At 62.6% G+C, this 13,394-nt stretch carries 4 protein-coding genes; 1 reads left to right on the top strand and 3 read right to left on the bottom strand.

Annotated features, from left to right (window positions below; genetic code table 11):
* Positions 1-119: 119 nt before the first annotated feature.
* The 3 genes from LWC34_RS41605 to LWC34_RS41595 form a co-directional block, all read right to left on the bottom strand.
* A complete protein-coding gene (locus LWC34_RS41605) occupies positions 120-440 on the bottom strand; it encodes a sortase domain-containing protein (protein WP_233730707.1) in 321 nt (106 codons plus the stop codon).
* A gap of 498 nt (positions 441-938) precedes the next feature.
* Positions 939-1,424 carry a site-specific integrase gene (locus LWC34_RS41600; RefSeq protein ID WP_233730706.1) on the bottom strand — a complete coding sequence of 162 codons (486 nt, stop codon included), beginning with the start codon at positions 1,422-1,424 and terminating at the stop codon, positions 939-941.
* A gap of 128 nt (positions 1,425-1,552) precedes the next feature.
* On the bottom strand, positions 1,553-5,794 hold the full coding sequence (locus tag LWC34_RS41595) for a beta-sandwich domain-containing protein (protein ID WP_233730705.1): 4,242 nt from the start codon (positions 5,792-5,794) through the stop codon (positions 1,553-1,555).
* A gap of 225 nt (positions 5,795-6,019) precedes the next feature.
* Between LWC34_RS41595 and LWC34_RS41590 the strand changes: the two genes are divergently transcribed.
* Complete coding sequence (locus LWC34_RS41590; RefSeq protein ID WP_233730704.1) at positions 6,020-12,742, top strand: polymorphic toxin-type HINT domain-containing protein; 6,723 nt, start codon at positions 6,020-6,022, stop codon at positions 12,740-12,742.
* The last annotated feature ends 652 nt before the right edge of the window (positions 12,743-13,394 follow it).

Here is a 13,394-nt window from a genome sequence, read left to right as displayed (position 1 = left end):
TCGCTGTGTCACGCGGCCAGCTTGGCGTAGACGATCACGTTGTCCTTGTAGCTGTGTGCTGCTTTGTCGAAGGCTCCGCCGCAGGTGATGAGGCGTAGTTCGGACTCCTGGGTTTGGCCCTAGATGGCTTCCTCCGGGAGTTGTTCCTTCGGGACCTGCTGGGTCCTGGTTGCCACGAAGCGCAGTTCTTTGCCGTCTTCGCGCTTCACGAAGATCTCGTCGCCTGCCTTCATCTCGTGCAGCTTGTAGAAGATGCCCGGTTTCTTGTTCCCGTCGACATGCCCGAGCAGGATCGACGGTCCTGGGTCGCCGGGGACCTGGCTGTACTTGTACCAAGCTGCCTGCATCGGCTGGTCGACCGGCGGGACGACGATCGCTTTGTTGCTGTCCAAACCGGATTCGACCAGCGTGGACTCGGCCGCGATCTTCGGGATCCGCACGTTCGTCGGCTTTGCCCGGCCGTCTTGCGTCGATCCCGTTGGGGTGGCGGTCTCCGACGCGGGTGCTGCCTTCGGCGGTTGGTTGCTCTAACGTTCAGGGAGTTCGAGTGCCAAGCAGGTACGCCGTGGTACGCGTTACCGCGCTGACCTGCACAGAGAGGGGACCGGGTGTCACCGGCAGGTACTGCCGGTGACAACCCTTCCAGCACTCGTAATGCGTAGGTCAAGGGTTCGATTCCCTTAGGCGGCTCCACCACCAGACCGCAGTTCACATCGTGTGAGCTGCGGTTTTGTGTATCAAGAGCTGACCGGTCGGAGGGTTGCGCCATCGGATGCGGCGACTTGTGAGCCCGAAGTGAGCCCATGAGGTCGGGCGTGTGCCCGAGGGACCAGCCGGGCTGCTGCCTCGGCTGCGTCTTGCGCGACCTGCGGAAGCACGCTCGTGCACGTGTCCGACGTGATCGTGATCGAGGAGTGGCCGAGCATCTCCTGGACGGTCTACATGTCCGCACCGTGCCTCAAATCATGCAGGCGCACCGGAGGCAGACCAGAAGCCTTGACGGCGTGTTCGAACGCGTCGGACGGCCACCCTGGGTGAAGCCATGTGCCGTCGTCCTGGGTGAAGACGCGTCCGCTGTTCTCCCAGGCTGGTCCCCACGCCATCCGTTCGGACAACTGCCGGGTGCGGTGAGCCCGCAGCACGTTGACCGTCTCGGTGTCCAGCACGACCACGCGAGCACCACTCGCGCTCTTCGGGCCGGTTTCCTCGATCTCCCAGCCGTCTTGCACGAGCTGTGTTGCCACAGTGAGCGTGCGCCCATCCAGGTCGACGTCAGCCCACCGAAGGCCGCACGCCTCGCCACGTCGGAGACCCCGGAAGGCCACCAGGTGGTAGAGCGCGTACAGGCGATCATCGACCTTGTGGTCGAGAAACTCGCCAGCCTGCTCTGGCGCCCGGACGACACAACAGAACCTAATAAACATAGACTGACAGACTTTTACTACAAGAAATCGACCGCCGCGGCAATTGGAGTGACTGGATCTCCAGGCTGAACCGATGAGGCGGCACACACAACGCCTGCCGCCCGCACTGGGCGACCGGCGTTCCATATCTAGAAACTCACGGTGCCGTTGGTGATCTCAGTATGGACGGTCTGTGCGATGCGTTGGTAGTAGGTGTTGTTGGGAACGCCGCCGGTGAGATATTCGGGTTTGACCTTGGATGGGTTGGTGGTGTCGCGGAGTGCTTGATCGATGTTGATGAGTTCGTTGGCGCCGTATAGCCGGTATTGGTTGATGATGGTGGCGTTGAGTTGTTGGCGGTTTTTTTCCTGCGTGCTGGTGGGGTCGAGGCCGAGAGGGGCGATGGTGGCCAGGACGATGTGGATGCGAGCTCCGTCAGGTCGTTTGTAGCGGTTGATGCCGTTGATGTCCCGGATGAGTCCGGTCAGTTTGTCCTGGATGGCCTGTGGCGTGTCGCCGTTGAGGATGTCTTGTGCGCCAAGGGTGACCACAGCGGTGCGCAGGCGGGGGCCGGCGAGGGTGGTTTGGTTGAGTGCGGTCCACCATCCTGGCGGCGGTGGGGTGGTGTGGGTGGTGGTCACCAGGCCGCCGGGCAGTTGGTTGCCGAGTTGGGTGGCGAGTGTGTCGCTCCACCCGGTGAATGTGCCTGGGGCGCGGGTGTTCTGGTCGGCCAGTACGGCCACGGTGCCGTTGCCGGGTGCGGTGGTGACGTCGATGCCGGTCAGGTAGTGGGTGCTGGGCAGGCTGGTGGGGAATGCCGCTGTGTCTTGGTTTCTGGTGGCGTTGCCGGAGGCTACGTAGGTGGTGGTGCCGTTGGAGGTATGTGTGGGTGCCGCGGTCACAGCCTGGGGTAGGTGCAGGCTGACGGCGATATTGCCGGATCCACCGGTGGGCAGCGCGACGGGGTCGCTGTGGACGTCACCACCCGCGGGGATGGTGACGGTTGTGTTGCCGCCGAAGGTGAATGTGGTGGGGGTGTTGATGCCGGGGCCGGTGGTGTGAGCGGCGATAGTGGCCGCGTCAAACGTCACCGGGGTAGGGGAACCGGTGTTGGACAGGCGGATACGGGCTTCGGCGCCGGTGATGGCAGGGTGGGCGATGACCCGCAGGGTCTTGTCGGCGAACCCACCGCTGGGTGGCGCGGTGGCGTTGTCGGCGGGTGCGCTCCAGGCGCCTGCCCAAGTTTTGCCGTCTGGTGGTGTGACGGGCCGCGGTGCCATGGCGAGGACGTGCAGGGCGGCGTTGTCCAGGCAGGTGCGGCGGAAGGCGGTGCCGATGTTGGGCAGGGTGATTTTCTGCACGGTTTTGAGGGGGTTGGCGGGGAGGAACACCGCGTAGACGGTGGGTTTGTGGACGGTGTCGCGGGTGGCGCCGGTGTTGCGGTAGGGCAGGGTGGCCACGGGGGTGGCCACGCCGTGGGGTGCCAGGGCCCAGTCGGGCAGGGCGACGAGTTGTTGTTTGTCGGTGGTGCCGTCGGTGTAGGTGATGGCTGCGGGTGTGGTGGGGTTCGCGCCGCAGGTGCTGACCGCGAGAAGTCCGATGGCGTTGGCGGGAACCTGGTGTGCGGCAGGCAAAGGAATGGTTTGTCCGATGGCGATCACGTTGTCGTTACCTGCCTTGTTGGGGGCGGGCAGGGTGAAGGTGGCGCCTTGGACGGTGAGGCTGGATCCTGGTGTGAGTCCGGCTGCGGCCAAGGTTTGTGCCGACAGCGAGCCGCCATCCAGATCGAGGGACTTGTCCGCGGCGACGGTGATGCCGTCGTTGCTGATGCCATCGTTGTTCATCGCATCGGCGAAGCTGTTCGCGGTCACATTGTTGAGTGGTACCGCGTCGATTCCGGTGACGTCGATGTCATATGGAGCTTGAATTTCTCCCGATTCCCCTGTGGTCAGAGTGATCACGTGCTTGCCCTTGGTCAGGTGGACGCCGCCCAGTCGGCCGTAGACATCGAACATGCGGATGTCGGGTTTCGCGACGCCGTCGAGAGCGACGGCGATCGCGCCACCGTCCATTTGTTTGAGCCTAACGTTGAGCCCCAGTGCGTAGTCGGCCTCGATCGGGGCGGTGAACTCCATGGTGAAGGACTGGCCTTCGGCTGTACCACGGAAGTGAACTCGATTGTCCTGCTGTGAGAGCGGGATGTTCTGACCCGCGGGCTGTGCCACAGCGACCTGTGCTGGGTCGCCTGGGTTGATCCGTGTGGGCACGCCGTAATTGGGAGCGACGTAGAAGGTGTATGCCCGTTCATCTGCTGACAGGTTGTGTGCCTTGTCGAATGCCCGGACATGCAGTGTGTGATAACCAGGGGCCATCGTGGCTGGGATGACGGGAACATCTATCGCGTTGCCATTGGCGTCCGCTGCTACCCAACCGCCGTTGGGGAAGGTCTGGTTGTAGTTGCAGTCCTCGACTTTGGGCACTCTGATGGTTCCAGGACCGGAGAAGGAGTAGGCGAAGCCCGCTGTGCTGTAGGAGGAATTGAACCTGAACCGTCCTGCACCTTGGCTCCAGTAGTTCTCGGCGTAGTCAGGGCTTTTGACGCCAAAGAATGCTGGCGGGGTGCTCTGGATCCGGAACGGGGACCAGATTGAATAGCTGCCGTTCCACAGTCCTCCGGTGCCGTCGCCACCGGTGTTCTGGACCGTGACGCGGAATACATATTCGCCATCGCCCAAGTCGGTGCTCACCTGCCACGCGGCCGTACTGCCTGACGCGATCTCGATGCCAGGGCTGGTGGTCAGGAGGGTGTTGCCGTCACCAGTCCAAACATGGAAGTACAGCAGGAGGTTGAGTGGTGGAGCGTTGTTGTCTGCGGCGGTGGCGTACAAGGTCGGGAAGCGGTCCGGTGTGAAGGACTTGTTGTCGCACTTGACCAGACGGGAAACGCCTTTGTTGGTTGCTTGGCCTGGTGGGAACGCGAACCTGATGGCGAACGCAGGGTTGTTGGCGAAGCGGTTCCAATGGTCCTGGTTCTGTGCGCCTTCGTTGGCCGACCTTAGGCCAATGGTGATCTGTCCAGCGTTGGCCGAGACAAGGGCGTTGGCGGCGTCGATCGCGTTGTAGTGGACGGAGGCTCCAGGACACGCGTCCCTCGCGACGTCCATGTCGTGTAGCCCGCCGGGCCCTGGCCATGAAGTCTGACTGGTGAACTCAAGATCGGCCCACATCGCCTGCACCTGGTTGCAGCGGTTGTTACCAGTGTGGGTATTGGTGATGGTGAACGTGGCCGAGCGGATGACAGCGGTGCGCCCGTTTCGTGACTGCAGTGCATTGGTGGGCATGACGAAGTAGGAGCGAGCGACCCAGTTTCCGCTACCGGCGCACTCTGCCCACCGGTAACAGCGGCCGACTCGGGCGTAGGTGTCGCGGTAGTTTTTGAATCCGTTGTCGGCGATGTTGCCCCAGTCGGACGGGCCGATGTCACCGGTGGTCGGGTCGATGTAGACCGGGTAGACAACGTCTTGTCCAAGCAGGGCAGTGTGATCTGGCGTGATCGTGACCCGCGCGCCGTTGCCGCCTGTGGGGGTGACATCGAGTTTGATGTGGGTGGTGTTGCCGGGGGCGTCGGCGGTGGGAGCGGGTTGCCCGGGTTCGTGTCGGGAGTCCCACATCAGCGGTGTTGAGCCGACGAAGACCGGTTTTCCGTTGGTATCGCTGGCGTTGAGTGTTCCGTCCGGTCCTGCGTTCAGGGTTAGTCCGCTGGTGGTGGCGTTCAGGGTGATCGCGGTGAGCGCGGGGTTTTTCGCGGCGGTGGCATTGTGGACGATGAGCGTTTTGCGGTAGCTGTCCGATGTGGCGGTGATGTGCAGGTCGACGCCGGGCAGCACCGCTGGGTAGGTGGCGGAGCTGCCCTGCACGGTCGGTGTGGGCAACGGTGTGGGCCAGGACAGGGAGAGTTTCTTGTCCCCTGAGGACAGTGTCACCAGTGGACTGGTTCCGCCGCCGGAGAACGCGACATTCGCCGTCGAGGCAATAGGTCTGTAGAGCCCGTCGCTGTGTTTGGAGAGCGTCGTGTCGATGGCGCGCCATTGACCGTCTTGTTGGACCCGTTCGGGTCGAGTGGTGGCGCGGTAGGTGAACTGCCCGTCCGGATCCGCCGTGACGGTTGTATTTGTCGTCTGTTGTCCCTCGACCTCAACAGGTTGGCCGGTTTTCCGGGCCTGTTCGAACGCTGCCACCTCGGGAGGTTTCGCCGCGGCGGGGGCGGTTGGTGGCGTGCTCGCCGCGGCGGATGCGGTGTGGGTGAGCGTGGCACCTGTCGCGAGGAGCGCGACGGTGATCGTGGGAACGATCAGTCGTCGGATAGGCATGGCGAACGCACGACGGCGCATCAGGCTTCCCCCCTGAAGTTCGACAGTCGTGCGAAAACTACTAGCCGCAGTCGCTTTTGAACAGAGTGTGAACCGGTCCTGACGAAACTTGCTCCTTATGGCCGAGCTGACGCTGATCTCATTGCCAGGCAACAAACAACTAGGTCTTGTGGCAGGTCGGGTGGCTTCGTTACGGTCCGCAGGCCGATACAGGTGGGGATCGTCCGTATACGGGGGGTAACGATCATGGCCTCGGGCAGACAACGCCGCGCGTTCTCGGGCATGTCGCTGTGGATGACAATGGTGACCGCCGCAACGGTGGTGACCGGATTGGCAGGGCCCGCATTCGCAGCGACTGATCCGGATAGGCCAGTCCCGCAGCAGATGAAACCCATACCTCACAAGGATTTTCCGTTGCGGCCTGCGGCTGCGCCGCGAGTCTCGGATGTGCCTGCGCCGAGACAGGCCAACTGGCCTGCTGCGGGTGAGGCCGATGTGGACCTCGACCAAGCCAGAGGCAGCACCGCACAGCGGGCTGGGGCGCTGCCGGTGTTCCTGGGCGGTGGGTCGGGGACCGCGCGAGTCCGCATCGCAGATCAGGAGGCTGGGCGCAGGGCCGGGGTTGCTGGCGTGATGTTGTCGGTCACCTTGCCGCAGGCGACCTCGGTCGGGGTGGACTACTCGGGTTTCGGCGAGTCGATGGGCGCGGGCTTCGGGAGCCGGTTGCGTCTGGTCGCGTTGCCGGACTGTGCGTTGACCACTCCAGACAAACCGGAGTGTCGTGTTCAGACACCGTTGGTGTCGAACAATGATCCCGGCACTCGTGTGGTCACCGCTGATATCTCGCCGCAGGGTGAAGGGAATCCGGTCGTGGTGGCTGCGGTCGGTGGGCCGGGCGGGTCGCAGGGCCAGTTCGTCGCCAGTTCGCTTGCTCCGTCTGGATCGTGGTCGGTGACGGGAGCTTCGGGCGGGTTTCGGTGGACGTATCCGATCGATGTCCCGCCCGTGGCGACGGGCGGGGCGCCGGGGATCAGCCTGGCGTACTCGTCGACCAGTGTGGACGGTCGGACCGCGGCAACCAACAACCAAGGCTCGTTCATCGGGCAAGGCTGGGACTACAGCCCAGGGTATGTCGAGCGCTCATACCGCTCGTGTAGCGATGACACCGCGCTGCCCAAGGAAAAGCAGACCGGTGACCTGTGCTGGGCGGGCAACATCGTCACGATGAACCTGGCTGGTGCCACCACCGCGCTGGTGCGTGACGATGCCACAGGTGTGTGGCGGGCGGAGTCGGACAGCAACGCCAAGATCGAGCTGAAGTCCGGTGTGGGCAATGGCGCGCGGGACGGGGAGCATTGGAAGGTCACGACACCAGACGGCACCCAGTACTTTTTCGGGCTGCGCCCCGAGGCCGCCTCGACGTGGACCGCGCCAGTGTATGGACCGCATCCGGGCAACCCGTGTTACAACAGCGACTTCGCCAAGGCGTCCTGCACGCAGGCGTGGCGCTGGAACCTTGACTATGTCGTCAGCACGCTGGGCGGCGCGACCGCCTATTACTACAACGCCGAGACGAATCACTACGGCGTGAACATGAAGACCAACAGTGTCTTGTACACCCGCGGCGGCACCCTCAAGCGTATCGACTACGGCATGCGCGACACCGGCAGCGGGATCGCCGGTCAGCGAGCACCGGGGCAGGTCACGTTCGACACCACGGAACGCTGCGATCCGGCGATTGACCCCAAGGTCAACTGCTCCGACCCGGCCCACATGACTCCCAAGAACGCGTTGTCCTGGCCGGATGTTCCGGTGGATCAACAGTGTAAGCAGGGCGAGACGTGTAATAACCACTCGCCGACGTTCTGGACCACGCGCAAGTTGACCACGATCACCACGTGGTACGACACCGGGTCTGGTCCGGTCAAAGTGGACTCGTACGCGTTGAACCAGACCTTGCCGGGGTTGGGGTACGGTGACCGGGAGTTGCGGCTGGACTCGATCGTCCGCACTGGGTTCGCGCCGGATGGCACATCGGTCACGATGCCGCCGATATCGTTCACGAGCCAGTTGTTCGACAACCGTGTGCTGGGGCACCAGAATTTGCCCGCGATGGCGCATTGGCGGCTGACCAACATCGCTGGCGACACCGGGACGATCACTAATGTCACCTACAGCAGAGCCGAGTGCACCAAGGACACGGTGCCGGCGGATCCGTCCACAAACGACAAGATGTGTTACCCGGTCAAGTGGAACCCGCCGTATTTCAAGGACGTGACTCTGGACTGGTTCCACAAGTATGTGGTGACCGAGATCCAGGTCCAGGACCGCAACGGTATCTCCCCGACGCAGGTGACCAACTACACCTACCTAGGCAAACCGGCATGGCATTTCGACGACAACGAACTGGTCAAACCGGCCCACCGCACGTACGGCCAGTTCCGTGGGTACGAGAAGGTCGAGGTCCGCTCTGGCAACACCCAGAACACTGTCGGGGGAGTCCCAGACAAGCGAACCCTGACACGCACCACGTATTTCCGGGGCATGGATGGCGACATCATGCCTAACAACGGCAGACGCCCGGCCAAGGTCCGCGACTCGTTCGGTACCGAACTGCCCGACAACGACCTCTACGCCGGCCAGGCCCGCGAAGTGGAGACGTTCAATGGCGACGGTGGCCCCCGGCTATCCACCGAGCTCACCGAACACACCACTGTGGCAACGACCGCGACCCGTAACCGCCCCGGGTTATCCCCGTTGCTGGCGCGCGTCACCGCCCCGAGCAAGACCCAATCGTTCACCCACCTGGCTGCCGGAGGAACCCGCAAGACCAGCACCACCACCAGATATGACTCGGCTGGTCGGCCAGTCGCGGCAACCACCTCAGGGGATGGTGTGCCGGATCTGTGCGCCACCACTCGGTACGCGGACAACACCGAGAACTGGATCCGCAGCAAACCCAAGGAGGTCATCACTTCCCAAGAGGCTTGTCCTGCTGGTGATCCCACTCCGCGGTTGATCTTGAGCGTCGCCCGCACGTACTACGACGGCTCTTCAGAGCTGGGCGTGGTCACCCGCGGCCTGCCATCGAAGACAGAACGAGCTACCGGCAATCAGCAGGGAAAGTTGACCTTCGCGGTGCTCTCGACGGTCACGTCCGACCCGCTTGGTCGGACGCTGACGTCGACCGACGCGGATGGAAACGTCACTACGACGGCCTATACGCCTGCTGAGGGCGGCATCGTGTCCCAGACCGTGGTCACCAACCCGAAGAATCAGACCGCGAGCACGCAGTACGAGCCCTCACGCGGCAAAACGATCGCTGCGGTCGATGTCGCCGGGCTGCGTACTGACGCGGTTTACGACCCGCTCGGCCGACTGGTGGCGGTGTGGAAACCAGGGCAGACCAAGGGATTCGACGACGCGACCGCCAAGTATGAGTACACCCTGCGGCTGGACGGGCCTCTGGCGGTGACCAGTAAAGCCCTTGTCGATCATGGCAAGGGCAGGAACTACGTCACCGCGATCAATCTTTACGACGCTTTCGGGCTGCTGCGGCAGACCCAGACGGATGTCGAAGCCGGTGGCCGGGCGGTCAAGGACACCTTCTACGACTCACACGGCTGGGCCAGGATCAGCAACAACCGGTACTACACCAACGGTGCGGCCAGCACCACGCTCGTGCAGGTCGCCGACAGCGCGGTCGACGACCGCACCGTCGTCACCTACGACGGCTCCGGCCGTCCCGAGCGATCAACCGCCTACAAAGGATTGCAAGCGACCTGGGAAACTAGAACCATCCATGGTGGTGATCGCACGACTGTGCTGCCGCCACAAGGTGGTGTCGCGTCGACCACAGTGAACGACGTCCGCGGCAAGATGATCGAACTACACCGGCACACCACACCGCCTGCCGTGGACGGCAACGGGCACGTGACCGGTGGCGCCCCAGAAATCACCAAATACAGCTACACCGCCACCGGGCAACAGGAATCGATCACCGACGCGGCCAACGCCACCTGGACCTACCGGTACGACTTCCTCGGTCGCAAGATCTCGCAAACCGACCCGGACACCGGAACCAGCACGATAGCCTATGACGCCCTCGACCGGATCTCGTCCACCACGGACGCCCGCAATCAGACACTGACCTACGCCTACGACGCGCTGGGCCGCAAGGTAGCTGTCCATGATGGACCCGTCACCGGCCCAACACTGTCCGAGTGGACCTGGGACACCTTGCAAGCCGGGAAACTGACCTCCTCGACCCGGCACACGCCCAAGGGCGACTACGTCTCCGCCACCACCGGATACAACGGCATGGGACTTCCCCGCGGCAACCGCACGACTATCCCCGCTGGCGAGACCGGCCTGGCAGGCACGTACCTGACCAGGTTGTCCTTCACCTCGACTGGGCTACCGAGCACGATCCAGCCCGCGTACGCGGGCGGATTGCCCGACGAGATCATCCGGACCGAATACGATACGTTCGGTCAGCCCAAGGTCCTGTGGGGCGACTTCGACTACGTCTCCGACACCACCTACACCCCGTACGGCGAAACAGGTCAGTTCGCACTGTCCTCACTAGACAATTCCGCGTGGCTGACCTACGCCTACGACCCGCAAACCCGGCGTCTGACCGGACAGAACCTGTCCGTCCGTCAAGCAGAAGCCCAGATCAGCGACCTGCAGTACACCTACGACCCAGCGGGTAACCCGACCAAGTCCGTGGAAACCCGAGGCCCGGTCGGGGCACTGACACCGATACGAACCCAGTGCTACCAATACGATTCGCTCAACCGGTTGTCGCAGGCTTGGACCGCCAAGGACAACTGCGCGAACGCACCCGGTGCGGCCAATGTGGGTGGCCCGAATCCTTATTGGACGTCGTGGACGTTCGAAACCAGCGGCCTGCGTAAACAACAGACCAAACACGCTGTGCCAGGCAATCCTGGTGGCGACAGCGTCACCAGCTATACCTACCCGGTCGGTGCCAAACAACCGCACACGCTGACCGGCACGTCCACCACCGGGGCGCGGTCGGGTTCGACGAGTTACACCTACGACGCGTCCGGTAACACGGTGACCCGGGCGGTGCCGACCGGGAACCAAACCCTGACCTGGGACAAGGAAAACCGGCTGGCCACGGTGACCAGCCCCGCGGGGGAGACCTCGTACGTCTACGACGCTGACGGTGGCCAACTCATCCGCCGCGACCCGGGCAAGACCGTGCTGTACCTGCCAGGGCAAGAACTGGCCCTGGACACCAAGACCGGAACAGTCACAGGTACCCGCTACTACACCCACGGCGGCAAAACGGTCGCGCTGCGCGTCGGCTCCACCGGCAACCCCAAGTACCTGCTGAACGACCTCCACGGCACCGGCCAGGTCGCCGTGGACTCCGTCGGGTTCGCCGTCACCCGGCGAGACCACGATGCCTACGGCAACAACCTCGGCGACGTGCAGGGCGGGCCATGGCCCGACCAACGCGGCTTCCTCGGCAAACCCACCAGCGACGCCACCGGCCTCACCGACATCGGCGCCCGCAAATACGACCCAGTCACCGGCCGCTTCATCTCCGCCGACCCCATCATGCGCCCCACCAGCCCCGCGGAGCTCAACGGCTACACCTACAGCGGCAACAACCCCGTCACGTTCAGCGACCCCACCGGGGAATACTGCGACAGCTGCGACTTTTACTCAAAACGGGATAACACTTACTCGGACTGGAATGAGCCTCCGACGTCGGATAAAGCTCCGACAAGCCTCTGGGGCGATATTGACAGGCAAAAAAGACCTAAAAGGCGACCGGGATCAATAGTCTCCATCGGTGGGCGGAATGTGCCGTCGTTCAAGCAAATCAAAGAACTAAAGCCGATGGGTCACGGCTATGCGGATGATGAACACGACCTAGCGGTTACCGACTGGGCGAAGAAATCCTGCAGCGGCAATTTGGAACAGAACGGCGACTTTTGTGCCGCAGCCCGAGATGAAGGGCTGCTGGGCCCCAACGATCCTGAACTGCACGAATCTATTTTCGGTTTGCTCCCAGTGGTATCGACCGTTGTCGATGGCGTAAAGTGTGTCCAGGGTAAAGGGTCGTGCGGTAAAGCTCTTTTTGAACTGCCTCAGATTACAAAAGTAGCCAAGATTTTCGGCCCCCTCATCCGGGGCATGTTGTCAAAAGGCTGCAGCTTCGCAGCCGGCACCTTGGTATTGATGGCCGACGGCACCTACAAGCGCATCGAAGAACTCCACACCGGCGACATAGTACTCGCCACCGACCCCGAAACCGGCGAAACCGGACCACGGGTCGTGACGGCCGTCATGGCCCACGACGACACCGTCCTCGAACTCGCCACCGAAGACGGCGCCACCGTCACCACCACCGAGGACCACCCGTTCTACAACGCCACCGACCGAGAATGGCAACGCGCCGACCAACTCGACCACGGGGACCTTCTGTTCAGCGTGTCTGGCCAGCAGGTTCGCGTCCGCAGCCTGCTGACGGACACCGCGCGGACGGCCGTCGCCTACGACTTCACGGTCAGTGACCTACACACGTACTATGTGCTCGCTGGCAACACCCCGGTACTCGTTCACAACTGCGGAGGGATCGACGACGCAACGCATGGAAGAATTCAGGACACCTATGGGAACGATATTGCGGATGGAGTTGACTACAACGTTCAGCGTATGTGTCCGAATTGCAACTCGGCCAGCGATGCGGCGGATCATAGTATTAACGGAATTGGTGGCAATGTAGACGGCTTGGCTATCTACCTCACCGGCCAGCGCGATTTGGGTATGACGCACGTCGACGGGAGGAAGCCAGGAACAACGGCCAGGCGGGATGAGACCAGAAAGGACTCCAACGGTAGGGGCGTGACGGTTGTCCAAAACTCCTACATGGTTCACGCGTATCATCAATCGCTAGAAGAGTTCAACAGCATCTTCAATCCAATGTGAGGTCACATGTATCGAAGAGTTGGCCTCAGGAGGTCGGGTGACGTCTACGTTCTCACCCTCACTCCGACTCAGTTTGAACTGGTCAGAAGGGTTCTTGTCGACTTATACGGCGGCAGTCACTCTTCGCAAGTAGTTGCCGCCGTGGTCGGAGAAGTCTCGGAGGGGCTCCTCGGACTGCGGGGGCGCGAAGTGGACTTTCGGTCGCGAGGAAGCATTGATGTGACGTTACCCCTCCCCGACCTTCGGGCATTGTGCGGCGCCTTGGCGTTCGCCTTCCTGAATCGCTTGTCCGAAGAGGCGTTTCACAATAGGTACGGGTTCTATAGTGAAAACGTGCAGGCTGTGGGGTTGGCGATCTTCGGGGTGCTTCAAGGGATGGGTAATTCGGGCTGAATCTAGATCTGACGTTGAACGCTTGGTCTGAGTTTCTCAATTAGGGGATCTACTGCATTTAGAACCGCTCGGATTTGGGTGTGGTCTGTCAAGGCGGGCTAATTTCTTTGAGTTCTGATGGTAAATACGAGGCCCTGTCAGTTTTAATCTGGCGGGGCCTCGGGGACCGCAATGTGGATGCTGAATATTGGGTCTCCATCGATCCCGGGGCGGTTCACCCCCACGGTGCGTGCTTTTTTCGACCCAGCGCTGAGCGCTT

Source organism: Kibdelosporangium philippinense, assembly GCF_021390435.2.
GTDB classification, from domain to species: domain Bacteria; phylum Actinomycetota; class Actinomycetes; order Mycobacteriales; family Pseudonocardiaceae; genus Kibdelosporangium; species Kibdelosporangium philippinense.
This window is presented reverse-complemented; position numbering and strand designations above follow the sequence as displayed.

Excerpts from the sequence above, each read along its gene's own strand:
- LWC34_RS41590 (WP_233730704.1), top strand. The coding sequence starts at position 6,020 with ATGGCCTCGGGCAGACAACGCCGCGCGTTCTCGGGCATGTCGCTGTGG.
- LWC34_RS41600 (WP_233730706.1), bottom strand. The coding sequence starts at position 1,424 with ATGTTTATTAGGTTCTGTTGTGTCGTCCGGGCGCCAGAGCAGGCTGGC.
- LWC34_RS41595 (WP_233730705.1), bottom strand. The coding sequence starts at position 5,794 with ATGCGCCGTCGTGCGTTCGCCATGCCTATCCGACGACTGATCGTTCCC.